Origin of the sequence: Mesorhizobium sp. M0217 (assembly GCF_040321955.1) — a bacterium.
Lineage (GTDB): Bacteria > Pseudomonadota > Alphaproteobacteria > Rhizobiales > Rhizobiaceae > Mesorhizobium.
Genome location: NZ_JAMYSN010000003.1, coordinates 370,522 through 394,586, shown reverse-complemented (window position 1 = coordinate 394,586; position 24,065 = coordinate 370,522). Strand labels below are relative to the sequence as shown.

The 24,065-nt window shown below is 63.3% G+C and carries 22 protein-coding genes and 1 other RNA gene; 11 read left to right on the top strand and 12 right to left on the bottom strand.

Annotated features, from left to right (window positions below):
- Positions 1-8: 8 nt before the first annotated feature.
- The 5 genes from rnpB to NKJ18_RS08835 form a co-directional block, all read right to left on the bottom strand.
- Positions 9-406, bottom strand: an RNA gene (gene rnpB, locus NKJ18_RS08855) — RNase P RNA component class A.
- A gap of 51 nt (positions 407-457) precedes the next feature.
- On the bottom strand, positions 458-1,162 hold the full coding sequence (locus NKJ18_RS08850) for a lytic transglycosylase domain-containing protein (protein WP_352758104.1): 705 nt from the start codon (positions 1,160-1,162) through the stop codon (positions 458-460).
- 184 nt (positions 1,163-1,346) lie between these two features.
- Entirely contained in the window at positions 1,347-2,114 is a 768-nt protein-coding gene (locus tag NKJ18_RS08845; RefSeq protein ID WP_352758103.1) for an N-acetylmuramoyl-L-alanine amidase, read from the bottom strand.
- Positions 2,111-2,830 carry a J domain-containing protein gene (locus NKJ18_RS08840; RefSeq protein WP_023668261.1) on the bottom strand — a complete coding sequence of 240 codons (720 nt, stop codon included), beginning with the start codon at positions 2,828-2,830 and terminating at the stop codon, positions 2,111-2,113. The genes NKJ18_RS08845 and NKJ18_RS08840 overlap by 4 nt, the downstream gene beginning before the upstream one ends.
- 209 nt (positions 2,831-3,039) lie before the next feature.
- Positions 3,040-3,237, bottom strand: coding sequence for a hypothetical protein (locus NKJ18_RS08835; protein ID WP_023668260.1), 198 nt, complete (start codon positions 3,235-3,237; stop codon positions 3,040-3,042).
- Between the two features lie 177 nt (positions 3,238-3,414).
- Here NKJ18_RS08835 and NKJ18_RS08830 point away from each other — a divergent pair, with 177 nt between their 5' ends.
- Genes NKJ18_RS08830 through NKJ18_RS08820 form a run of 3 tightly spaced genes read left to right on the top strand, consistent with a single transcriptional unit; the run spans position 3,415 to position 9,456 of the window.
- On the top strand, positions 3,415-7,365 hold the full coding sequence (locus NKJ18_RS08830) for a hydantoinase B/oxoprolinase family protein (RefSeq protein WP_352758102.1): 3,951 nt from the start codon (positions 3,415-3,417) through the stop codon (positions 7,363-7,365).
- Between the two features lie 31 nt (positions 7,366-7,396).
- The gene (locus NKJ18_RS08825; protein ID WP_352758101.1) at positions 7,397-8,695 is read left to right on the top strand and encodes a BtaA family protein; all 1,299 of its coding nucleotides are present in this window, start codon (positions 7,397-7,399) and stop codon (positions 8,693-8,695) included.
- The gene (locus NKJ18_RS08820) at positions 8,692-9,456 is read left to right on the top strand and encodes a class I SAM-dependent methyltransferase (protein WP_352758100.1); all 765 of its coding nucleotides are present in this window, start codon (positions 8,692-8,694) and stop codon (positions 9,454-9,456) included. Before NKJ18_RS08825 ends, NKJ18_RS08820 begins: the two co-directional genes overlap by 4 nt.
- A gap of 6 nt (positions 9,457-9,462) precedes the next feature.
- Here the strand turns inward: NKJ18_RS08820 and NKJ18_RS08815 are convergent, their stop codons facing one another.
- The gene (locus tag NKJ18_RS08815; RefSeq protein ID WP_352758099.1) at positions 9,463-10,836 is read right to left on the bottom strand and encodes a serine hydrolase domain-containing protein; all 1,374 of its coding nucleotides are present in this window, start codon (positions 10,834-10,836) and stop codon (positions 9,463-9,465) included.
- Between the two features lie 284 nt (positions 10,837-11,120).
- On the opposite strand from NKJ18_RS08815, the gene NKJ18_RS08810 reads away from it, so the two are divergent.
- Entirely contained in the window at positions 11,121-11,918 is a 798-nt protein-coding gene (locus tag NKJ18_RS08810) for a glycoside hydrolase family 25 protein (protein WP_023668254.1), read from the top strand.
- Positions 11,919-11,950: 32 nt separating this feature from the next.
- Positions 11,951-13,180: a lytic murein transglycosylase gene (locus NKJ18_RS08805; RefSeq protein WP_352758098.1), complete on the top strand. Its 1,230-nt coding sequence runs from the start codon at positions 11,951-11,953 to the stop codon at positions 13,178-13,180.
- A 25-nt stretch (positions 13,181-13,205) separates the two neighbouring features.
- Here NKJ18_RS08805 and NKJ18_RS08800 read toward each other — a convergent pair whose 3' ends face one another.
- On the bottom strand, positions 13,206-14,105 hold the full coding sequence (locus NKJ18_RS08800) for a LysR family transcriptional regulator (RefSeq protein WP_023668252.1): 900 nt from the start codon (positions 14,103-14,105) through the stop codon (positions 13,206-13,208).
- Positions 14,106-14,234: 129 nt separating this feature from the next.
- Here NKJ18_RS08800 and NKJ18_RS08795 point away from each other — a divergent pair, with 129 nt between their 5' ends.
- The gene (locus tag NKJ18_RS08795) at positions 14,235-14,966 is read left to right on the top strand and encodes an SDR family oxidoreductase (RefSeq protein ID WP_023690857.1); all 732 of its coding nucleotides are present in this window, start codon (positions 14,235-14,237) and stop codon (positions 14,964-14,966) included.
- Here the strand turns inward: NKJ18_RS08795 and NKJ18_RS08790 are convergent.
- A complete protein-coding gene (locus tag NKJ18_RS08790) occupies positions 14,963-16,183 on the bottom strand; it encodes an alanine racemase (protein ID WP_023668250.1) in 1,221 nt (406 codons plus the stop codon). The genes NKJ18_RS08795 and NKJ18_RS08790 overlap by 4 nt on opposite strands.
- 211 nt (positions 16,184-16,394) lie before the next feature.
- On the opposite strand from NKJ18_RS08790, the gene NKJ18_RS08785 reads away from it, so the two are divergent.
- Positions 16,395-17,312 (top strand): DMT family transporter, encoded by a 918-nt coding sequence (locus NKJ18_RS08785; protein WP_023682155.1) that lies wholly within the window; start codon positions 16,395-16,397, stop codon positions 17,310-17,312.
- A 452-nt stretch (positions 17,313-17,764) separates the two neighbouring features.
- On the opposite strand, the gene metF is transcribed toward NKJ18_RS08785, so the two are convergent.
- On the bottom strand, positions 17,765-18,682 hold the full coding sequence (gene metF, locus NKJ18_RS08780; protein WP_023714781.1) for a methylenetetrahydrofolate reductase [NAD(P)H]: 918 nt from the start codon (positions 18,680-18,682) through the stop codon (positions 17,765-17,767).
- Positions 18,682-19,704: an ArsR/SmtB family transcription factor gene (locus NKJ18_RS08775; RefSeq protein WP_023688015.1), complete on the bottom strand. Its 1,023-nt coding sequence runs from the start codon at positions 19,702-19,704 to the stop codon at positions 18,682-18,684. The genes metF and NKJ18_RS08775 overlap by 1 nt, the downstream gene beginning before the upstream one ends.
- Positions 19,705-19,870: 166 nt before the next feature.
- On the opposite strand from NKJ18_RS08775, the gene tsaA reads away from it, so the two are divergent.
- Both tsaA and NKJ18_RS08765 read left to right on the top strand, forming a co-directional pair.
- A complete protein-coding gene (gene tsaA / locus NKJ18_RS08770; protein ID WP_352758097.1) occupies positions 19,871-20,377 on the top strand; it encodes a tRNA (N6-threonylcarbamoyladenosine(37)-N6)-methyltransferase TrmO in 507 nt (168 codons plus the stop codon).
- Entirely contained in the window at positions 20,374-20,688 is a 315-nt protein-coding gene (locus NKJ18_RS08765) for a DUF2293 domain-containing protein (protein ID WP_023668245.1), read from the top strand. Before tsaA ends, NKJ18_RS08765 begins: the two co-directional genes overlap by 4 nt.
- Before the next feature lie 6 nt (positions 20,689-20,694).
- Here the strand turns inward: NKJ18_RS08765 and NKJ18_RS08760 are convergent, their stop codons facing one another.
- Complete coding sequence (locus NKJ18_RS08760) at positions 20,695-21,201, bottom strand: hypothetical protein (RefSeq protein WP_023699619.1); 507 nt, start codon at positions 21,199-21,201, stop codon at positions 20,695-20,697.
- 151 nt (positions 21,202-21,352) lie between these two features.
- On the opposite strand from NKJ18_RS08760, the gene NKJ18_RS08755 reads away from it, so the two are divergent.
- Positions 21,353-22,315, top strand: a complete 963-nt coding sequence (locus NKJ18_RS08755) for a D-amino acid aminotransferase (protein ID WP_352758096.1) — start codon at positions 21,353-21,355, stop codon at positions 22,313-22,315.
- A 145-nt stretch (positions 22,316-22,460) separates the two neighbouring features.
- Positions 22,461-23,303: an SDR family oxidoreductase gene (locus tag NKJ18_RS08750; protein WP_352758095.1), complete on the top strand. Its 843-nt coding sequence runs from the start codon at positions 22,461-22,463 to the stop codon at positions 23,301-23,303.
- Positions 23,304-23,362: 59 nt separating this feature from the next.
- On the opposite strand, the gene NKJ18_RS08745 is transcribed toward NKJ18_RS08750, so the two are convergent.
- Positions 23,363-23,974 carry an MOSC domain-containing protein gene (locus NKJ18_RS08745; protein WP_023714785.1) on the bottom strand — a complete coding sequence of 204 codons (612 nt, stop codon included), beginning with the start codon at positions 23,972-23,974 and terminating at the stop codon, positions 23,363-23,365.
- Positions 23,975-24,065: the final 91 nt, after the last annotated feature.

The window sequence follows — 24,065 nt, the reverse complement described above, 5'->3', positions numbered from 1 at the left end:
GGGGAGAAATTGCCAGCTGGCCTGTAAGCCGGGTTTTGTATGGCCCTCGCCCCTTTCGGGGCGAGAACGTGGCGGCCATTCATCTTGGGCGCATGTTGCCATGCGCCTCACGCAACCTACCCGGACGGTGAGCCGGAAACAGCCCTCGAAGGTTTCCCCTCGCACCGTCCCTATTCGGTCTTGCTCCCGGTGGGGTTTACCGTGCCGCTCCTGTTGCCAGTCGCGCGGTGGGCTCTTACCCCACCCTTTCACCCTTGCCCCGATAAATCGTGGCGGTTTGCTTTCTGTGGCACTTTCCCTGGGGTCGCCCCCGCCGGCCATTAACCGGCACCGTGTTTCCATGGAGCCCGGACTTTCCTCACCCGCAGCCTTTCGGCTTTGCGGGTGCGGCCGCCCGGCCAGCTGGCAGAGCGTATAAAGGGGTTCACGTTCCAAAACGCAAATGAAAAAGCAGACTTTATGCCGGCGATCCCAATGCCGCCAACTGCACCTTGACCTTGCCGCAATACGCCGCCGACACCGGGTTCATCCGCGTCGCGGCATGGCCGGCATTGTATTTCAGGATCGTGCCGCAGGTGGTGCCGCCGCCGAGATTGCGCGCCATGGCAAGGTACTTCATGCCGTATTTGATGTTGGTGTCGGGATCGAACAGACCCTTGGCCGAGCCGCTATACCCCATCATCCGCGCCGTTGCCGGCTTGATCTGCATCAGGCCGATTTCACCCGCGCTGCCGACGATGTTCGGCCGGTAGTTGCTCTCGATCTTGATGACCGCCTGGGCCAGCGACACCGGCACGCCTTCGGCCGCAGCATAGCGGGCAATGATTGCCGAATACTGGCCGCCAAGCGCGGCTGCCGCAGTCGACTCCGCAGCGGTGCTTGGGCGGATCGATGCGGTCGTCGTCAGGTCGACGCTCTTCCTGTTGCGCTTAAAATGCCTCTTGGCCGTGGCTTTTCTGGCCTTCACCACGGCTGCTTTGCGCACTTTCGCGGTGATTGCCCTTTTTGCTTTCGGGTTTGCCTTCGTCATGGTGGCTTTGGCGGGTGCGGCGATGAAGCCCTGGTCTGCCCTCTGGCTCAGTGGTGCGGCATCGGCCGTGCTGAAGGCAAAAGTCATTACGCCGGCAGCAATAGCTGCCGTTACAACGGTCAATTTCTGCATGTGGTCCTGTTCTGTTTGGCCGCGCGAAGATCTTCACGCAGCAACGCCTAATCAATATCGGAGCATCCGGGGGGCTGGAGGTCCGATAACTTGCACGAACCGCGTTTGAGGGCGGAATTTGTGTCGAACAAGGCGAGGCAATTCACTTTCAGTGACAGGCTGTAACTTGAATATCAGAAAAAGATTATTTAGAGGCAACTGACCTAAGGGAAGTCAGCAGGCTTTGCAGCGTGCTAGACGTAGAGCCGTCGGCGACACCATTCACCAGGCGCGGTCGGAAATGCCGCTGAAAAGCTTCGACGACGATTTCGGTCTGGCGGTCGAAGACACCTGATATCTCGACGCCATAGCCATAGAGCGCCAGCATCGACTGCAGTGCCTCGACCTCGGCGCCGGTATCGCCGGCTTTCAGCACCGCGCCGCGCCGGACCGGCGCCGCAGGCACGAGATGGCCGACCCCGGCCGCAAACAGCGCATTCCAGGGGAATTTCTCGCCCGGGTCGATCTTGCGCCCCGGCGCGATGTCGGAATGGGCAAGCACCCTTTGCGCCGTAATGGAATGGCGTGCGATGATACCAAGGCAAAGCCCGATCACCGCTTCCACCTGCCGCTTGGGAAAGGCCGAATAGCCGAGCGAATGGCCGGGATTGACGATTTCGATGCCGACCGAACAGGAGTTGATGTCGCGACGACCGAACCAGGAACTTGCACCGGCGTGCCAGGCGCGGTCGCTTTCGCGCACCATCTGGATAATGCGACCGTCCTCATGGACGAGGTAGTGCGACGAGACTTCGCTTGCGGGGTCGCACAACCAGGCTTCCGCGGCAGCACCCGTCGCCATGCCGGTATAGTGCAGCACGATCATGTCGGGCCTGAGCGTTTCGCGTCGCGGGCCGAAATTCGGCGATACCCTGACCTCCGCGCTTGGCTCGTCGGGCGGGAAGCCGCTCATGCGTGCCTGAGGCCCCGCTCGATCATTTCATAGGCCGCGTTGATCGCCGCGACCCTGGTCGTTGCAATCTTGATGAATTCCTGCGGCAGGCCGCGCGCTATCAGCCGGTCCGGATGATTGTCGGAGACCAGCTTGCGGTATCGTTTCCTGACCTCCTCGAACGGTTTGCCGCGCTCAATGCCGAGCACGATATAGGGATCGCCGGCGCCGAGATTGACGTGCCTGGCCATGATGGCTTCGTAGTGCACCTCGTCGATGCGGAAAATCTCGGCAATACGGTGCAGGAAAATCCCTTCGCGCTCATGCACCAGCCCATCCGCCTTGGCGATATGGAACAGACCGTCGAGTATGTCTTCCAGCATGACGCAGTTCGAATGGCCCGAGCCGCACATCTGCGCCATACTCTCGGCATAGGTCTCGAACCCGGCAACGTCGCGCTTGGCCAGATCGTAAAGCCGCGCCACATTGCGGGTCTGTTCTCGCGGCACCTCGAATATTTCCTGGAACGCGCGAACCTCGTCCTGGGTGACGATGCCATCGGCCTTGGCCATCTTGGCTGACAGCGCAATCATCGCCACAGAGAAGGCGACGCGCCGGCGCAGATCGGCGTCACCGGAGAAAACCGTGCGCACGGCCTCGACCACATCGGCGACGCCGGACGTGGCTGAAGATGAAACGCGGGTGATGAAGTCGCCGAGGCGATCCCAAATCGACATGAGCGCTTATTAGGGCCGCCGGCCATTGCTATCAAGCCAAGACAGCGCCGCAGAGTGGATCGAATTTACGCAAGCAACCGACGCGCCAGATCCCAAACCGTAGGAAAGAGCCGGTTCAAGGCCCTTGAGCCCCGAATCGACCTAAACGCAGGAAGGCCGGCGCGAAGCCGGCCTCCTCTCTCGTCACGTCAAAGTGACCGAGACTGCTGCTACTGCGCGGGGGCAGGAGCAGGTGTTGCCGGAGCCGGTTCTGCAGGCTTCGGTGCATCCGGCGTCGCCGGCTTCATGGGCTCGGCGGCTGGCGGATTGGTGCTCTGGGTGGTGGTGTTATCCGTACCGCTGTCGCTGCAGGCGGCAACGCCGAACAGGGCCAGGGCGGAAACGGAAGCAAGAATGAGCTTTTTCATGACATCTCTCCTTCAACACACGCTCACGTTGCGGTGAACGGTCGAAGGCAAAATGCATCAAACGGCCATGAGTTTCGTAACGTTGCGTTTCCTGATGTAACATCCGCGCACTACCGATTGCGGGCCGGGCGATGCCGAACTAACAGTCTGGACCCAAATGCAATGCCGGAGTTCTGCGTGGACAAGAAATGGGATTTTTGGATCGACCGCGGCGGCACCTTCACCGACGTGATCGGACGTGATCCGCAAGGCGGTTTGCATCCCAGGAAATTCCTGTCGGAAAATCCCGAAGCCTATCCCGACGCGGCCATAGCCGGCATCCGCGAGCTTCTGGGGCTGAAATCCGGCACCGCTATTCCTCCGGGCCTGGTCGGTGACGTCAAGATGGGTACCACCGTTGCCACCAACGCGTTGCTGGAGCGCAAGGGCGACCGTGTGCTTTTGCTCATCACCAAGGGCTTTCGCGACGCGCTCAAGATCGCCTATCAGGCGCGGCCGGACATCTTCGCCAAGGAGATCATCCTTCCGGAACAGCTCTACGAGCGGGTCATCGAGATCGACGAGCGTGTGCGCGCCAATGGCGAGGTCGAGCGCCTGCTCGACATCGCCGCCTGCCGCCCCGCCATCGAACAGGCGAAGGCTGACGGCATCGATGCGGTGGCCATCGTCTTCATGCATGCCTGGAAATATCCCGACCACGAGAAGGCCGTGGCGAAAGTCTGCCGCAAGATCGGGTTCAGCCAAGTCTCGGTCAGCCATGAGGTCTCGCCGCTGATCAAGCTGGTCGGCCGCGGCGACACCACCGTGGTCGATGCCTATCTGTCGCCGATCCTGTCGCGCTATGTGCAAAGGGTGGCGGGAGAACTGGGCGCGACGCCAATCTCCCCACTTGTGGGGGGTGAGGAGCGGTCGGCCAAAGGCCGAGAAAAAGCCAACGATTTGGCTTTTTCAGCGACGAACGCCCGGAGCCATAGCGAAGGGCAGTCCGCAAAGCGGCCAGGGGGGGGCGCTGTCCCGCCAGCGCCTCATTCCGTCACGCCCCCCTCTGCCCTTCCGGGCATCTCCCCCACGAGGGGGGAGATTGGCCAATCTCCTCGCCTGATGTTCATGATGTCGTCGGGCGGGCTCACCGCCGCCGACATGTTTCAGGGCAAGGACGCGCTGCTGTCCGGCCCGGCCGGCGGCGTCGTCGGCATGGTCGAGACGGCGAAACTCGCCGGCTTCGAGAAAGTCATCGGCTTCGACATGGGCGGCACCTCGACCGACGTTGCCCATTATGACGGCGAGTATGAGCGCGCCTTCGACACCGAGGTCGCCGGGGTGCGCATCCGTGCGCCGATGATGCGCATCCATACCGTCGCTGCCGGCGGCGGCTCGATCCTGCATTACGAAGCCGGCCGTTTCCGCGCCGGCCCGGATTCCGCCGGCGCCAATCCCGGCCCCGCCGCCTACCGGCGCGGCGGCCCGCTTGCCGTCACCGACGCCAATGTCATGCTGGGCAAGCTGCAGCCCGATTTCTTTCCGGCGATTTTCGGACCCGGCCAGGACCAGCCGCTGGACGTCGCCGCCGTGCATAAAAAATTCGCTGCGCTGGCCGCCGAAATCGGCGATGGCCGCACGCCGGAAGCCGTCGCCGAAGGGTTCGTTACCATCGCGGTGGAAAACATGGCAAACGCCATCAAGAAGATTTCCGTGCAGCGCGGCTACGATGTCACCGAATATCTCTTGAACTGTTTTGGCGGCGCCGGCGGCCAGCATGCCTGCCTGGTTGCCGACGCGCTCGGCATGGAGGCGGTACTGATCCACCCCTTCTCCGGTCTGCTCTCAGCCTATGGTATCGGCCTGTCGTCGGTTTTCGCGTCGCGCCAGCAGGCACTCCTGAAGCCGCTTGCCGAAGAATCCAGGACCGAGATCGCCAGCCTCATCGGCACGTTGAAAAAAGCCGTCATCGCCGAATTGGCAGCGCAAGGCATCGCCGAGGACAAGATTGCGGCAAAGCCGGTGCTGCACATCCGCTATGACGGCACCGACACCACGCTGTCGGTGAATTTCGAAGGCGACTCGATCTTCCAGGCCAGGCGCGATTTCGAAATCGCCCACAAGGCGCAGTTCGGGTTCGTCTATGATGACAAGCCGATGATCGTCGAGACCGTTGGCGTGGAAGGCGCCGAGATCGTCGAGACCACGGCCGAAGCCGTTGCGCCCGCCGGACCGGCAAGGGTTGAAGCGGGTGCGTCGGGAACGCGGCGCATCTACACCGAGGGCCGCTGGCATGAGGCCGGCATCCATCGCCGCGAAAACCTGCGCCCATCCAATCTGGTCCCAGGCCCCGCTTTGATCATCGAGCCGAACCAGACCATCGTCGTCGAGCCGGGCTGGCAGGCCGAAATCACCAACCTCAATCACGTCGTCATTCGCCGCACGGAACGGAAAGTTCGCACGGCTGCCCTCGGTACCGAAGCCGATCCGGTGATGCTGGAGGTCTTCAACAACCTCTTCATGTCGATCGCCGAACAGATGGGCGTCACGCTGCAGAACACCGCCTATTCCGTCAACATCAAGGAAAGGCTGGACTTTTCCTGCGCCGTCTTCGACCGTCATGGCGCGCTGGTCGCCAACGCGCCGCACATGCCGGTGCATCTCGGCTCCATGGACCGCTCGGTCGAAACCATCATCCGGCTGAACTCCGGCGACATCCATCCCGGCGACGTCTTTGCGCTGAACGCCCCCTATAATGGCGGCACGCATCTGCCTGATATCACGGTGGTGACGCCGGTGTTTTCCCTCCCCCTTGAGGGGAGGGTGGCCGCGCAGCGGCCGGGTGGGGTCCTCTCAGAAGGCACCACAAGAGCGTCGAGCACTGCCGCAACGCCCCCCTCCGGCGGCTCCGCCGCCACCTCCCCCTCAAGGGGGGAGGAAGTAATCTTCTACGTAGCCTCGCGCGGCCATCATGCCGATATCGGCGGCACTGCCCCCGGCTCGATGACGCCGCTTGCCACCACAGTCGACGAGGAAGGCGTGCTGTTCGACAATTTCCGCGTTGTCGATCGTGGAAAATTCCGCGAGACGGAGTTGCAAACGCTGCTCACCGACCACCCCTACCCCGCCCGCAACCCGCACCAGAACATCGCCGACCTAAAGGCGCAGATCGCCGCCAATGAAAAGGGCGTGGCGGAACTGCGCAAAATGGTCTCCCATTTCGGCCTCGATGTCGTCGAGGCCTATATGGGCCATGTCCAGGACAATGCCGCCGAAAGCGTGCGCCGCGTGCTGGAAAGGCTGCCTGACAGCTCGCAGTATGAATACCCGACCGACACCGGCCAGGTGATCAAGGTGAAGATCACGGTCGACCGGCAAAAGAGCGAAGCGACCGTCGACTTCACCGGCACCTCGCCTGTCATGAAGAACAATTTCAACGCGCCCGAGCCCGTCGCCCGCGCCGCCGTGCTCTATGCCTTCCGCGTCATGGTCGAGGACATGATCCCGATGAATGCCGGGTGCCTCAGGCCCATCAACATCATCATCCCCGACGGCTCGATGCTGAAGCCGGCCTACCCCGCCGCCGTCGTCGCCGGCAATGTCGAGACCTCGCAGCATGTCACCAACGCGCTGTTCGGAGCCATGGGCGCCATGGCCAATGCGCAAGGCACGATGAACAACCTGACCTTCGGCAACAAGCAGTACCAGTATTACGAGACCATCTGCTCCGGTTCGCCGGCAGGCCGGATGAACTCCGGCCGTGGCTTTGCCGGCACATCGGGGGTTCACACCCACATGACCAATTCGCGACTCACTGACCCTGAGGTGCTGGAACTGCGCTTTCCCGTGCTGCTGGAGGATTTCCACATCCGCCAAGGGTCCGGCGGCAAGGGCAAATGGAGCGCCGGCGACGGCACCAGGCGCACCATCCGCTTCCTCGAAAAGATGGAATGCGCCATCCTGTCATCGCACCGCAACCGGCCGCCGCAAGGCCTCGACGGCGGCGGTGACGGCGAGGTCGGCTCGACCAAGGTCCGCCGCCAGGACGGCAGCGTCGAGACGCTGAAGGCCTGCGACCAGACCGTGCTCGACGCCGGCGACGCCGTTATCCTGACGACGCCGACACCGGGGGGATTTGGCAAGGCCTGAACTCGCGTCAACAGCCTGTCACCCGCCTGTCATGCCCCTGAGTTACCCGCTTGCGGCAAAGCAAATGGGGAATCACTTTGCCATGACGGACGTCTCCTCGGATCTCGTTTTTCGCCGCGGCAAGGAAGTTGGAAAGGCCGTCTACCAGAACCGCCCGCTGTCGCAGGCCGGCCTTTCCGAACGACTGTTTGCGCTGCTGTTTTCCGGCCTCGTCTATCCGCAGATCTGGGAAGACCCTGAAGTCGACATGGAGGCCATGCAGCTTGGCCAGGGCCACCGCGTCGTCACCATCGCCTCCGGCGGCTGCAATATCCTGGCCTACCTCACCCGCTCGCCTGAACGAGTCGAAGCGGTCGATCTCAACGCCGCCCACATCGCCTTGAACCGGATGAAGCTGGAGGCGGTGCGCCACCTGCCTTCGCAGGGCGATCTGTTCCGCTTCTTCGGCGCCGCCGACACCAGCCACAATTCGGAGGCCTATGACCGCTTCATCGCGCCGCATCTCGATCCGGTCAGCCGCCACTATTGGGAGCACCGCAACTGGCGCGGCCGCCGGCGCATCACCGTCTTCGACCGCAATTTCTACCAGACCGGCCTGCTCGGCCTGTTCATCGCCATGGGCCATCGCACCGCCAAATTCTTCGGTGTCGACCCCGCAGGGATCATGGCGTCGAAGTGCATCGCCGACCAGCGCCGCTTCTTCAACGAGGAGCTGGCGCCGGTCTTCGACAAGAAGCTGTTGCGCTGGGCGACCTCGCGCAAGGCTTCGCTGTTCGGCCTCGGCATTCCGCCGGCGCAGTACGATTCGCTGATCACCTCGGGCGATGGTTCAATGGCCAGCGTGCTGAAGGCCCGGCTGGAAAAGCTCGCTTGCGATTTTCCTTTGAAGAACAACTATTTCGCCTGGCAGGCTTTCGCCCGTCGCTATCCCAATCCGGGCGAAGCCGCCCTTCCCGCCTATCTCGAAGAGGCCAACTACAAGGCGATCCGCAACAATGTCGGTCGCGTCGGCATCCACCACGCCAATCTGATCGAATTCCTGGCCGGTAAGGATGCCGGCACCGTCGACCGCTTCATCCTGCTCGACGCGCAGGACTGGATGACCGACGACCAGCTCAACGCGCTGTGGTCGGAGATCACCCGCACCGCGTCGGTCGGCGCCCGCGTCATCTTCCGCACCGCCGCCGAACCCAGCCTGCTGCCCGGCCGCGTCTCGACTTCGCTGCTCGACCAGTGGACCTACGAGGACGAGGCTTCGCGCGACTATTCGGCCCGCGACCGTTCGGCCATCTATGGCGGCTTCCACCTCTACGTGAAGCGCGCGGCATGAGCGCGAGCGAGCTGCCGGCCGACCATGCGCAACTGATGGACGGCGTCTATCGCTGGCAGCGCCACATCTACGACCTGACCCGCAAATATTACCTGCTCGGCCGCGACCAGATGATATCGGGGCTGGATGTACCGGCGAACGGCACAGTGCTCGAGCTCGGCTGCGGCACCGGCCGCAATATCGCGCTTGCCGCCCGCCGCTACCGCGACGCCCGCTTCTACGGCCTCGACATCTCGGCCGAGATGCTGGAGACGGCCAGCAAGGCGATCGGCCGCGAAGGCCTGTCCGGCCGCGTCGTGCTGGCACGCGGCGACGCCACCGATTTCGACGCCAAGACGCTGTTCGGCGTCGAGCGCTTCGACCGCATCTTCGTCTCCTATTCCCTGTCGATGATCCCCGGTTGGGAAAAGACGGTTTCAGCAGCCCTCGCCGCACTCGCGCCCGGCGGCTCGCTGCATGTCGTCGACTTTGGCCAGCAGGAACGCCTGCCCGGCTGGTTCCGGACATTGCTGCGCGGCTGGCTCAAGAAATTCCACGTCGCGCCACGTGAATCTCTGCGTGAAGTCCTGGAATCGGAATCTCGGCGAACCGGCGCAAGCTTCCGTTTCCGCACGCTTTATCGCGGCTATGCCTGGCTGGCGGTCGTCAAGATCGCGCACTCTTACCTCCCCCTCGATGGGGGAGGTCGCGCCGAAGGCGCGGGTGGCCAGGCACCCCGCCCCGGCGCTACGCGCCGACCCTCCCCATCAAGGGGAGGGTAAAGGGAGCTAGCGCAGTGCCTTCATCAGCGCGCCGACCATCACCTGCGGCCGGTAGCCGAGCTTGGCGGGCGTCAACCCCAGCCGCACCACCACCAGTTGCTCCGACGGGATGATGGCGACCGTCTGGCCGTCATGGCCCTCCATCCAGTAGGTATCGTTGGGCAGGCCGGCGGCGACGCCGGCGCCGGGATTTCCTTCGTCCCCCGGGGCTTCGATCCAAAGTTGCCCCTTGCCGTAGACTTTCGAGGCCGGTGCCGGTTCGCGCATCCAGTCGACGAAACCGGCCGGCAGGATCTGGTTGCCGTTCCAGACGCCGCCCTGCAGCAGGAATTGGCCGAACCGCGCCCAGTCATGCCCGGTGGCATAGAGGTAGGATGAGCCGACAAAGGTACCCTCCTCGTCGGTTTCGAGCACCGCGCTTTGCATGCCGAGCGGCCCGAACAGCGCTGTCCTTGGCCACATCAGCGCCTTGTCGCCGATAGCATCCTGCCACAGCCGCGACAGCATCACCGCCGTGCCGCTCGAATAGGAAAAGACCTTGCCGACGTCGCCGGTCAGCGGCTTGGCCTCGGCGAAGCCCGCCATATCCGGTTCGAGGTAGAGCATGCGCGTCACATCGGCAACGTCGCCATAATCCTCGTTGAACTCGAGTCCGCTCGACATCGCCATCATATCGGCAAGGCTGATGGCGGCGCGGCCGTCCGCCTTCCATGAGCCGAACAGGCCCTGATTGGTCACCGCCATCTTGCCGTCCTTGACCAGCGTGCCGACGAGCGCGGCGTTGACTGTCTTGGTCATAGACCAGCCCAGCAGCGGCGTTTTCGCCGAAAAGCCCTCGCCATAACGCTCCGCAACAATGCGGCCATTTTTGACCACAACCACGGCGCGCATGCCGATGCCGGTCATCGCCGCACCGTCGAGGATCTTGTTGATTTCGGGATTTTGCGAGGCATCGACTCGATCTCCCTCGGGCCACAGATCGCCCTTGGTGGCCGCCGACGCCTCGGCAGGGATTGACGTGCGCCGTGCCTTGCCGACGTCGCCGTCGGGAACCGAGGCGCAACCCAGGCCGGCGCGCGCAACGGCAACGCTCTTGCCGAGGAAGCCAAGCAGCCCGGCCGAGACGGTCCCCCTGTTCTTGTCGACCGACACCTTCATCAGCCTGAGAAGCGGATGGCCGGGCGCCTGCACGTCGATGGCAAGCACCTCATTGGGATCACGGCCGGCGATAAAAACATTCGAGCAGACAATCTTGGCGGAATAGCCGGAACCGACGCGGATCAGGTCGGGCGGCGCGATGTAGAGCCAGGCAAACAGGGCGGCTATGGCCAACACGACCAGGCCGAGCAGCCATTTGATGATCTTCACGGCGATCCGCATCTTTCCGTCCCTGCTTTTCCGCTGCCCGTGGCTTGCGGCCCGATTTTATGTCATCGATTTGCCGCCATTGCTTCCGCAAAATCGGTGTTCTTGTCGAGCGCCGTCAACCTGTTATCAACCATGATCGGCGATCACTGGTGCATGTCGCCCAAAAGTGCGCAGCGGTTTTGGAACAACGACATGCACGAAAATAGCGTATCAGACGATGCTGTGGGGCGATCGCCTGAGGGGCACCTGCAACGACAACCCAACAGCGACCGGCTGATTCCGGCTCGGGAAATGCGATGCGCCGTTTCGCGGCCCTCATCACGTTGACGCTGCTGGCCGCCTGCTCGACCGCCGGCGATCTCGTGCCCTCGATGTCGCCATCCAGCAGCCCGACGGTTGCCGTGCGCGCACCGCGTTTCGAAGACTCCAAGCCGCATGAATGGGATAGCGGCGCGCCTTGGAACTATGCCGTTCACGGCACCGACGTCTCCAAATACCAGACCTCGGTCGACTGGCCGACGGCCAAGGCCAGCGGCATCTCCTTCGCCTTCATCAAGGCGACCGAGGGCGGCGACCGTTTCGACGAGTATTTCAACGAGCATTGGTCGCGCACCAAGGCCAATGGCATTCCGCGCGCGGCCTACCATTTCTTCTATTTCTGCACGCCTGCCGCCACCCAGGCGCGCTGGTTCATCCAGAACGTGCCCGTCGACCGCTCGGCCATGCCGCCGGTGCTCGACATGGAGTGGAACCCGCAATCGCCGACCTGCCGGCTGCGCCCGGATTCGGCGACGGTGCGGGCCGAAATGACCACCTTTCTCGAGATGATCGAGCGGCACTATGGCAAGAAGCCGATCATCTACACCTCGGTCGACTTCTTCGACGATAACGACCTTTCGACGTTCCGCGGCTATCCCTACTGGCTGCGCTCGGTGGCCGGCCACCCCCGCCAGAAGTACGGCAGCCACCCTTTCACCTTCTGGCAATACACCGGAACCGGTATCGTTCCCGGCATGACCGGCAAGTCCGATATCAACGTCTTCAACGGCACTGAGGCAGCCTGGAAAAAGTGGCTGCGGCAGAACACCCGTTGACACCGGCTCTGCCGCCTGCTTTTCGACGTCCCATGCGCACCTACCTGCAACCACTGGGATATCCACGCCGGAAACAGTCGAAGAGCCGCCTGCGCTCCGGGCTGCTCGCGGCCCTGCTGCTCGGCGCCGCGGTCGTGCCGGCGGCGGCGCAGGAATGCGGCGGCGACTTCGAAACCTGGAAGCAAGGCGTGGCGGCGGAAGCCAAGGCGGCCGGTGTCGGCGCTGTCGGCCTTGACGCGCTGGAAGCCGCCGCCATCGACGACAAGGTGCTGGCGCGTGACCGCGCCCAGGGCGTCTTCGCCCAGACCTTCATCCAGTTCTCCAACCGCATGATCTCGGCCTACCGGCTGAAGCAGGGCGCGGCCAACCTGAAGAAATACGCCGAAATCTTTGCGCGCGCCGACCAGCAGTTCGGTGTCCAGGCGCCGATCATCACTGCCTTCTGGGGGCTGGAGACCGATTTCGGCGCCGTACAGGGCGATTTCCACACGCTGAGCGCCTTGGTGACGCTGTCGCATGACTGCCGCCGCCCGCAGCTGTTTCGGCCGCAACTGGTGCCGCTGTTGACGCTGATCGATCGCGGCGTCGTTCCGGCCGACGTCACCGGCGCCTGGGCCGGCGAGATCGGCCAGACCCAGATCCTGCCTTCCGATTATCTCGCGCGCGGAGTCGACGGCGACGGCGACGGCATTGTCGACCTCAGGCGCAGCGTACCCGACGTGATCATGACCACGGCCAACAAGGTGCTGTCGCGCGGCTGGAAACGCGACCAGCCCTGGATCGAGGAAGTGCGCGTGCCCGAGGACATCCCCTGGGAGCAGACCGGCCGCACCAACAAGTTGCCGCTGCCGCAATGGGCCGCCTGGGGCGTCACCAATCCCGATGGCACGCCGCTGATCGACAATGGCCTGAAGGCCGGCCTGGCGCTGCCGATGGGCCGCAAAGGTCCGGCCTTCCTCGCCTACGACAATTTCGACGTCTATCTCGAATGGAACCAGTCCTTCACCTACGCGCTAACCGCCGCCAACTTCGCCAGCCGGCTGGCCGGGGCAAAGCAGTTCGACCCGCGCAATCCCGAAACCGGGCTCAATGGCGACCAGATGAAGGAATTGCAGACTAAGCTCGAAGCCAGGGGCTATGACGTCGGCACCGTCGACGGCATTCTGGGCACCAACACCCGCGAAGCCATCCGCAAGGAACAGATGCGGCTCGGCATGCCGGTAGACGGCTGGCCGACGCCGGAGCTTTTGGGGAAACTGTGAGTAGAATCTGCCCAAGCTGGGTTCCTTATTCCCTACTCCTTGCCCGGACGAAGTCGATAAATGCCCGCAAAGCCGGGGGGACGTGCCTCGAACTCGGGTGATACAGGAAGAAGCCTGGAAAGCTGGGCGACCAGGGCTCTAGAAATCTCATCAGCCTGCCCGCATCGATCCAGGACTGGACCTGATAGTCGATCATGTAGGCAACGCCTGCTCCACCCAGCGCCGCGTTCAGCATCAGCTCGGTGTCGTTGACAGTCAGGCTGCCCTCGACGGCGATTTCCAGAGACCGTTTGCCGCGCGCGAACTCCCATCGATAGAGGTTGCCGCCACCAGGCCACTGGAATTTTATGCATTGGTGCTGATGCAACTCCTGCGGATGGCGCGGTATGGCCCGATTTTCGAGATAGACGGGAGCGGCCACCGCCGCCATCTGCAAATCCCCGCTCAGTTTCACTGCCACCATGTCCTTCTCCAGCCGCTCGCCAAGCCTGATTCCGGCATCGAACCGTCCTCGAACAATGTCGGTCAGCGTATCGTCGACGATGACGGTCAGCGCTATATCAGGATAGGCGCGTTGGAAGTCGCCAAGGATCGGGCCGATGAACCGCACCGCGGCAACACGCGGCACGTTTATTCGTAGCGAACCCGCCGGCCGATCACGCGCGGCATGAATGTCCGCTACGGCGCCCTCTAGCTCTTCGAACGCAACGGCAAGGCGCGCAAACAGCGTCTCGCCGGCACCAGTGGGTGAAACACTACGCGTCGTGCGATTCAGCAACCTGACGCCGATGCGAGCCTCCAGTTGCCGGATCGACTGGCTGAGCGCCGGCGGGGAAACACGCAGCCGGGCGGCGGCGCGGACGAAACTACGCTCTTCCACGATTGCGGCAAATGCCTTGAGCTCGGCGAATTCAGAACCGCGCATTGTGTATCCCTAGATTAACAAGCTAGTCAGATAATAGGCCATTATCTGATCAGTTGCATGGCCCTATTTCTCGACTAGCGGACCCGTCGGATGAATCCGGCACGGGCCTGAATGATTGAAGGACGTATCATGCCCAAGTCCTTGCAAGGCAAAACCGCACTCGTCACCGGCAGTTCGCGCGGCATTGGGCGAGCCATCGCCGAAGGCCTCGCCTCCAAGGGCGCTGCCGTCGTCGTCAACTATGTCGGCAACCACGAAGCCGCTGACGAGGTCGTGGCCGCCATCGCCGGCAAGGGAGGAAAGGCGATCGCCGTCCAGGCCGACATATCAAGCGTCTCGGATATTCATCGCCTGTTTGACGAGGCTGAGAGTGAGTTCGGCGCGATCGACATCGTGGTTGCCAATGTCGGCGTCGCCGTCATCAAGCCTCTGACCGAGGCAACCGAAGCCGATTTCGACCATGTCTTCGGCACCAATGCCAAGGGCACGTTCTTCGTGCTTCAGGAAGCAGCGCGCCGTGTGCGAAACGGCGGCCGCATCATCGCGGTCTCCACCGGCGGCACCAAGATGTTCTTCACGCAAACGGCGCTCTATCTCGGCAGCAAGGGCGCCGTCGAACAATTCGTCCGTGTGCTCTCGCGTGAACTCGGACCGCGCGGCATCACCGTGAATGCGCTGTCGCCTGGCTTCACCGACACGGACCTGCTTCCCGAGCGCGATCGCGCCGTGGCGGCCGGCATGTCTCCATTTGGCAGGATCGGCGCGCCCCGCGACGTTGCCGATGTCGCGGTCTTCCTGGCCAGCGACGAGGCCCGCTGGCTGACCGGCGAGAATATCCAGGCCGGTGGCGGGGTCGCTTAGTCCGCCATCGTCTCCAGGCTGGCGAATCCCTGCGGCGCATCGCCTTCGTCAAACGGCGTCGTCACCTCGACGAAGGTATCGGGATAAAAGCCGTTGAAGCGGGTTCTTAGCGACAGCGAATAGGCGCCGATATGGCCGATCTCGATCCAGTCGCCGGTGTCGACGGTTTCCGGCAGCCAGAACGGCCGCGACAGGATGTCGACGGAATCGCAGGTCGCGCCGCAGACCTTGAACGGCACGATGTTCTTCTCCTCGCCATTGCGCGAGCGGATCGCCGGATCGGGGATGAAGCGGGCCGGCAGTGTGATCTTGCCGGTCCAAGAATCCGACAGCGACGCCCAGATGCCGTCATTGATGTAGAGCCGCTTGCCCTTGCGCAGCAGCACCCGCACGATCAGCGACAGGCAGCGCGCCACGATCACCCGGCCGGGCTCGGCCACCAACGGGATCTGGTCGAACTGGTATTCCCTCAGGTCGCCCGACAGCCGCGACATGATCTGGCCGAGCGACGGCATCTCGATCTGCTTGCGATTGGGGTCATGGCCGTACTCGGCGGGAAAGCCGCCGCCGACATCGAGGCCCGCAATGTCGAAGGTCAGCCGGTTGCGCACCCAATCGGCGGAGGCCAGCGCCCGTTCATAGGTGTCGGGATCCTCGATCTGGCTGCCGACATGGAAGCACAGGCCGACCTTGTAGCCGGTGCGGTTGAGTCGCTCGGCGAGTTCCACAGCATAGGCCGGCCCGGCGCCGAATTTCTTCGACAGTTCATAGGCCGCCGAACCCTTGGTCTGGATGCGCACGAACACGCTGATGGAGCCCGGATCGATGTCAAGCGCCCGCACCACCCGCGTCAGCTTGGTGATCTCGTCCTCATGGTCGAGCGAAATGACCCGGATGGCGTATTTTTCCAGCGCAAGCTTGATGTCCGACTGCGCCTTGACCGGATGCATGTAGAGCATCTCGGCGTCGGGTGAGACGGCGCGCACTGCGGCGAACTCGCCGGGCGAGGCCACATCGAAGGCGGTGACGCCGGCTTCGACCAGCGCCTTCAGCACGATCTGCTCGCCATTGGTCTTGACTGCGTAGGCGGTCTTGCCGGGAAACATGCCCATGAACTGTTTGGCATCCGCCTTCAGCACCTGCGGGCGAAAGCAGTAGACCGGATCGTCCGGCCGAAGCGCCAGCGCCGCCTCGCGGGCATTCTCGAATCGCTGCATGGACGAATCCCCTGACTTCTCGGCTGCGCACAATTAATCCAAGCTAGCGGCCAAAGAAAACAATTCTGTGTCTGGCGGGCACTGACCCAGCGGCGCATCCTCCTGGCAGCACTGTTGTCAGCAATCAGGTTTCGGGTGGCTCTTGTCGCCGGACCCGATATGCCTTCTGCCTGAGTGGCTGGCATTGATGCCGCGGGGAAGGACGTTCACGATGGCAATAGCCACGACAGCCGTGCAGCGCGGACCGATGACGCTGAGGGACTGGGGACAGCTTCTGCTGCTCGGCGCCATCTGGGGCGGCTCGTTCTTCTTTGCCCGCATCGCCGTTGCCGAAATGCACCCGCTGGTGCTGGTGCTGTTTCGCGTTGCCATTGCGGCCATTGCACTGCAGCTCTATCTCGGCATTCGCGGTCCGTCCTTCCGCCTCGCCTTCCCGCATGCCGGCCTGTTTTTCCTTTTGGCGCTCGCCAACAATGTCGTCCCGTTCTCGCTGATCTTTGCCGGCCAGACCGCGCTTGGCGCCGGCGTCGCCTCGGTGCTCAACGCGACGACGCCGTTCTGGACGCTGATCCTCGCCAACGCGCTGACAGCGGACGAAAAGCTCTCCTGGAACAAGCTTGCCGGCATCGGGCTCGGCATCGCCGGCACCGCTGTCATGATCGGCCCCGGCCTGCTGGCCGGGCTCGGCGGCCCGGTCTGGGCGAAATTCGCGCTGATCGGCGCCTCGCTGTCTTACGCCGTCGCGCTGATGATTGCCCGCCGCTTCAAGGGCGTGCCCTCGCCGGTCATCGCCACCGGACAATTGACGGCGTCGACCATCATCATGATCCCGGTGGTGCTGCTCACCTATGGCCCGGCCGGCCTGTTCTCGGCCTCGCCGCCGGTCTGGACGGCGGTGCTGGCGCTGGCGCTGCTCTCCACCGCCTTCGCCTACATCCTCTATTTCAACCTCGTCGCCTCGGCCGGCGCCACCAACGCCTCGCTGGTCACGCTCATCGTCCCGGCCAGCGCCATCCTGCTCGGCCTCCTGTTCCTCGGCGAGCGGCTCGCTCTGTTCGAGTTCTGCGGCATGGCACTGATCGCGCTTGGCCTGGTGACGATCGACGGGCGGTTGTTTGGTCGGCGCTAATGCCCGTCGACCAAAAGTGCGCAGCGGTTTTGGAACAACGACGCGCTTTAGGTCTGGTAGCGCTGCCATGCCTCGCTTTCGTCACAGCCACGTCACAATTTATTCACAGGCTACCAGCGGGTTTTGCCGAAGAGTTTCAATGCCTAACGCCAGGTGGCAGGTCGCAAATTCCACAATCGCGTCGCATTGCAGCATATTTTCCGCTTGCCTGTGGCACAAATGCCCCTAGACTCCACCCATAGCTCTTGAAGAAGGAGACTATGACATGGGACTTACGAGGCCAATCAACGCATTGATGATCTGTGCTGCATTTGCCTTCATTGGCGCCCTTATCATAGGTGTTCTTCCGTAACCGCCGGAGCGGAAGAAAACAGCAGCAATAGCCCACAAATTCGAAAGGCCGGGTGTTTCGCCCGGCCTTTTGCATTTCAGATTTCATACCACGATGAAGCTCAGGCGGCGGCGGATCCAGCTGCCTCTGTTTCGTGGGAGCGGATGCCGATCATATGGCAGATGGCAAACACCAGGTCGGCCCGGTTCATGGTGTAGAAATGGAAGTCGCTGACGCCGCGCTCGACGAGATCGAGCACCTGCTCGGCCGCCACGGCAGACGCCACGAGCGCATGCGTCTGCGGATCGTTGTGCAGCCCTTCGAAACGCTCGGCCAGCCATGCCGGCACCAGCGCGCCGCAGCGTGCCGAGAAATTGGCGACCTGGGTGAAATTGTGCACCGGCAGGATGCCAGGCACGATCGGGATGTAGATGCCGGCACGGCGCGCCTTCTCGACATAACGCTCGTAGAGATCGTTGTCGAAGAAGAACTGGGTGATCGCCCGCGTCGCGCCATTGTCGGCCTTGCGCTTCAGCATGTCGAAGTCGGTGGCGAAGTCGGGGCTTTCCGGATGCTTTTCGGGATAGGCCGAGACCGAGATGTCGAAATCGCCGGCGTCCTTCAGCGCTCCGACAAGTTCGGCGCCATTGGCATAGCCATCGGGATGCGGCCGGTAGGCCGTACCGACACCCGCCGCCGGATCGCCGCGCAACGCAACGAAGCGCTTCACGCCCATATCGGCGAATTCGCGGACCACGGCATCGACCTCATGGCGGGCGGCGTCGACGCAGGTCATGTGAGCCGCCGGCGTCAGCGCCGTCTCGTTCAGGATGCGCTTGATCGTGCGCGCCGTGCGTTCACGCGTCGAGCCGCCGGCGCCATAGGTCACCGAGACGAATCTCGGCTTCAGCGGCTCCAGCCTGGTGACGGTGTCCCAGAGCCTGGCTTCCATCTCGTCGGTCTTCGGCGGGAAGAACTCGAAGGAAACGCGCACCTTGTCGCCGATGTCGGGACGGCGGGAAAAGCGGAACTGGTTCATCAGGCGATTTCCCCCATAGGGTACGCTTTGGTGGGTTGGGTGTCATTTGAAGGCTCGGCCATCAGCATGCGGCGGTCGCGGCCGAGCCACAGCTTGACGGTCAGCCTGGCTTCGTTGCCGCCGCGCGGCTCGAATTCCTGGGCATCCTCGAGATCGAGCCCGGCCTCGGCAAACCATTCGGAGATCTGGCGGTCGGAAAAGCCCAGCCTGACATGCGCATGCTGGTCGCGCAGGAATTCCAGCGCATGCGGCGCGAAGTCGACGATCACCAGCCGGCCCGCCGGGCGCAGCAGCCTTGCCGCCTCGCGGATGGCGCGGGCGGGATCGTCCAGATAGTGCAGCACCTGATGGATGGTGACGAGGTCGAAGGCGTCGCGCTCGACCGGCGGCGCGAAAATGTCGCCTTGGCGGACCTGGGCATTGGCGATGCCTGCCTTGTCGAGATTGGCCCGCGCCACCGTCAGCATTTCGCGCGACATGTCGATGCCGACACCGCGCCGGTAGAGCGGCGAAAATATCTCCAGCAGCCGCCCGGTACCGGTGCCGAGGTCTAGCATCGACTGGAATGGCCGCTTGCCGACCAGCTTGAGGAGTGCGGCTTCCACCGCGCGGTCCGGCACATGCAGCGAGCGGATGTGATCCCAGCTGGCGGCGTTCTCGGAGAAATACTCGGCGGCACGGTCCTGGCGCTTGCGCTTGACCGATGCCAACCGCTCGAGATCGCGCTCGACCTGTGGATCGGCGCCGCGAATGCCGGAGACCAGCCCCATGACGAAGTCGCGCGCGGAATCCGTATCCGACAGCCGGAAGAAGGCCCACGAGCCCTCCTGGTAGCGGCCGATCAACCCGGCCTCCAGCAGCAGCTTCAAATGCCGCGACACCCGCGGTTGCGACTGGCTGAGGATCTCGGTGAGGTCGGACACGGTGAGATCGCCGCGCGACAGCAGCGCCAGGATGCGGAGCCGGCTCGATTCGGCCGCAGCCTTCAACGTATCAACCATCGTATCGAGCGAAACATGCATCGGCGCGCTCTCGTTGAAAAGATATAAACATATGTTTATGTCAGCTTTGACGACATGGCAAGGCCTATGTCGCTTCCTGACAAGAAAATGCCGCACACATGATCCCCGCCTGAGAGAACCGCTTTTCCCTGACGATCAGCTGGAAACTTGTGCTAGGGCGAAAGCCATGTTCGAGAAGCGCGACGGCGAAAAGCTCCTGCAGACTGACCCGGCTGACATGCCGGCGGATGGCCATATCGTGTTTATCGGCCGCATCGCCTCGCCATGGACCACGCGCGAAAGCTGCCCGAAGAACATGCGCGCCGCCCGCGAGACAGGACAGGCGGCCACCGTTCTCATCGACCCACCCTATCGCGACGGCCTGCTTGCGCTGGAGCGGGCCAGCCACATCGTCCTCCTGTCCTGGCTGCATCACGCGCCGCGGGCACTGATTGTCCAGAGACCCCGCCATGCGGCTGAGCCGAAAGGCGTTTTCTCGCTGCGCTCCCCTGCCCGGCCGAACCCAGTCGGGCTGCATATCGCCAGGCTGATGGCCGTCGACATCGACAACGGCTGCATCGACATCGACGCCATCGATGTTCTCGACGGCACCCCGGTGATCGACATCAAGCCCTATTTCGCCTCGACCGACGCCTTTCCCGAGGCGACCATTGCCGGGCGTGACGAAAAATGAGCGCGCCCACCGGCCGCCGCCGCGCCATCGCCAAGGCGCTGACCGCACTGCTGCCCCTGGCGCCCTATGCCGATATGGAGAAAATCCGCACCGAGGCCGGCGCCGTGCACATGAAGACGCTGCCGCCGGGCATCGCGGTCTGGCTGGCGACGATCGCCCATATCAGGCACGGCCATACCGACTATGAAAAGCTGCTGGCCGAGGGCTATGACCGCGACTCGGCGCGGTTCTTCGTCATCGAGCAAACAAACATGGTGCTGACCCGTTGGCGCGCCACGCGCCTGCTCGATGCAGAGGACGAAGAGGAATAACTTCAGCTACCGTCGCTTCAATACGGCAACCGCATTGTAGGGCTGGCCGTCGGCCTGGCCAACCCAGGTCCAGGACAGGTTCCCTTTGAAAAATCGGACGGTGATGCCGCCACCGTCGATGCACTTGTCCTGGCCGTAGCTGATGTTTTCCCGGTATTCCGCCGAACTGTCGTCGCGAGAAATCTCGGTCAACGATCCGCCGCAGCCGAGCGACGGATAGTCGATCGACGCGGCGCCATCGCCGATTGTCATTGCGATCGCCCAATCGGCGCCGGCAGCCCCGGCCGGACTTTGATGACCGCTGCCGGTCCAGACGCCGTTGAGCCCCGCCGCGTTGACCACGCAAGGCACGTTCTGAAAGATCGGCGTCAGCTCGCTGCCCGTCTTCTCGCAACGATAGGTCTGGCCGTTCTGGCACAGCGCCTCGCCCTCGCGAGCGCATTGCGCGAAGGCATGGCCAGTGACGAAGACGAGGAAAATTGCAAAGCTGATGGTCCGAAAAGATCTGCCCATTTTGCCCCTCCCGGCCGGATATTTTCAAGCCGGACCATAGGGCATATCGAATGTGCTACCTAGGACAAACAGCGATGGTTGGGTGGCCCTATGCCGCCTGCAGGGGACCACTAGCTTGACTCTGCCGCATCAAGCCGAAGGACCAATCGCCATGAACCGAAGCGCAGCAGCCGGTAGCATTGTGCCATTGCCGGCTTTGTCGGATCGCCATATCGATCCGCATTCCTATCCCGACGGCATCGCCTTTCTCGATGGTCAGTATCTGCCGATGTCGCAGGCCAAAATCTCGGTGCTGGATTGGGGGTTTCTGCATTCCGACGCCACCTACGACACCGTGCATGTCTGGGACGGCAGCTTCTTCCGCCTCGACCTGCATCTCGACCGCTTCTTCGCCGGCTTGCAAGAACTGCGCATGACGATCCCATTCGACCGCGACGGGGTGAGTGAAATCCTGCACAATTGCGTGGCGCTGTCGGGCCATCGCGCCGCCTATGTCGAAATGCTGTGCACGCGCGGCGCCTCGCCGACCTTCAGCCGCGACCCGCGCCAGGCGGTCAACCGCTTCATGGCTTTCGCCGTTCCCTTCGGCTCGGTCGCCAATGCCGAGCAGTTGCGGCGCGGCCTGCATGTCGCGATCAGCGACAAGGTGCGCATTCCGCCGGCTTCGATCGATCCGGCGATCAAGAACTATCACTGGCTCGACCTGGTGCGCGGCCTCTACGACGCTTATGACCGTGGGGCCGAAACCGCATTGAAACTCGACTTCAACGGCAATGTCGCCGAAGGCCCCGGCTTCAACGTGTTCTGCGTCAAGGACGGCAGGCTGTCGACGCCCGCGGTCGGCGTGCTGCCCGGCATCACCAGGCGCACCGTCTTGGATCTCTGCGCCGAAGCAGGCCTTGCCGCCGACTCGGCCGATGTCAGCGTTGCCGCGCTGAAGGCTGCCGACGAAGTCTTCATCACTTCCACCGCCGGCGGCATCATGCCGGTGACAGTGATCGACGGCGCTGCTGTCGCCGACGGCAAGATAGGCGGGATCACAAAGCGCTTGATGGCGCTCTACTGGGAAAAGCATGACGACCCGGCCTGGTCGAGCCCGGTGCGCTATCCCTGACCGGCGAAGGTCCTGCTCCACACGATGTCGTGACCAAAAAGATTCCCCCTCGCCTCTGGAAAATCGCTCGACGCACCGTATATCGCGGAAGCGGAGAAGCCTCCGCTTCCCAGTTCACGGACCGCATGGGCAAGGATTCCACGTCATGACAAGCAAGGTTTGGTTCATCACCGGATCGTCGAAAGGCTTTGGCCGAGTCTGGGCCGAGGCCGCACTCGCTCGCGGCGACCGTGTCGCCGCAACCGCGCGCGATGCCGGCACGCTCGCCGATCTCGTCGCGAAATACGGCGATAATGTCGCCGCGATCAAGCTCGACGTCACCGACAAGAAGGCTGTCGATGCGGCCATCGCCGAGGCGCACAAGCGCTTTGGCCAGCTCGACGTCGTCATCAACAATGCCGGCTATGGCCATTTCGGCGCCATCGAGGAAGTCAGCGAACAGGAAGCCCGCGACCAGATCGAAACCAATGTGTTCGGCGCGCTCTGGGTCACCCAGGCGGCTTTGCCGATCATGCGGGCGCAGGGCTCCGGCCACATCATCCAGATCTCGTCGATCGGCGGCGTCAACGCCTTTGCGTCGCTCGGCCTTTACCATGCCTCGAAATGGGCGCTCGAAGCCTTCAGCCAGTCGCTCAGCATCGAGGTCGCCGAATTCGGCATCCATGTGACGCTTGTCGAACCGGGCGGCTTCTCCACCGATTGGTCCGGCGCCTCGGCCAAGGTCTCCAAAGCGATCGAGGCTTACGCGCCGGCCCGCGCCAAGATGGCGGAACGCCGCGCCAACTCGGTCGCCGGCGACCCCGAGGCCACCGGACCGGCGATGCTTGAAATCGTCGACGCGGCCGAGCCGCCGCTGCGCGTCTTCTTCGGCGATGGCGGCCTGCCGATGATCAAGCAGGAATACGCCAACCGCATCGCGCTGTGGGAAAAGTGGGACCACGTTTCCGTCGAGGCGCAGGGCGCCAAGAAGAACCGCAAGGCGGCCTGAGCGCGTCTTGAAATCCGGCTGCGTCGCCCCGGCGGCGCAGGACTTGCCCTAGCCCGGTGCTAGGATCGATAAATCCACTGCTCGGGCACGCGCACCGAGATCTCTTCCCCTGTTGTCATACGACCCGGTTTCTCGACCCAGGCAACGAGGCCGCGCAGCCGTTTCGCCGCCTTCGGGAAGGCCAGCGCGCCGGCCTCCCGATCGGCCATCCCGGCGTTTTCGGCAATCGAACGTCCGGCAAGGCGGCAAGGTCCGTTCTGCGCATCGACCTTGATCGTCACGCCACCTCTGAAGAACAGCAGCGTGCCTGACGGCAGCATCGAGAGATGCGGCACGCCTTCGATCAGCAGATTGGCGCCGATCCATTCCGGCTTGATCTCGGCCAGCCCCATCCGCTCGGCAACGACGGCGAGTTCATCCCCTGCTACGATTGATATCTGCCGCTCGTTGCGGATTTCGGTGCCGCGCGGATACCAGGGTTCGCGACCGCCCGAACGACGGGTGGCGCCGGCGTGGAAGTCGCCGTCGATGCCTTCGAAACCGAGCTGCAATGCTTCCACCGGGCGCGTCTGGAAGTGATTCGACGGTGCGGCGTAGAGCGCCGTCACCCTGGCTACGAGTTTTCGCGCTGAAATGATCTCGATCGGAGCCTCAGGGAAAAGATCCAGCATGGCTTACTCCTTGTGCAAGGCGGCATTAGCGATAGCCATGAGCCCGGTCCAGTCCAAAGCAATGATGATCCGATCAAGCGGGCTGATGGCA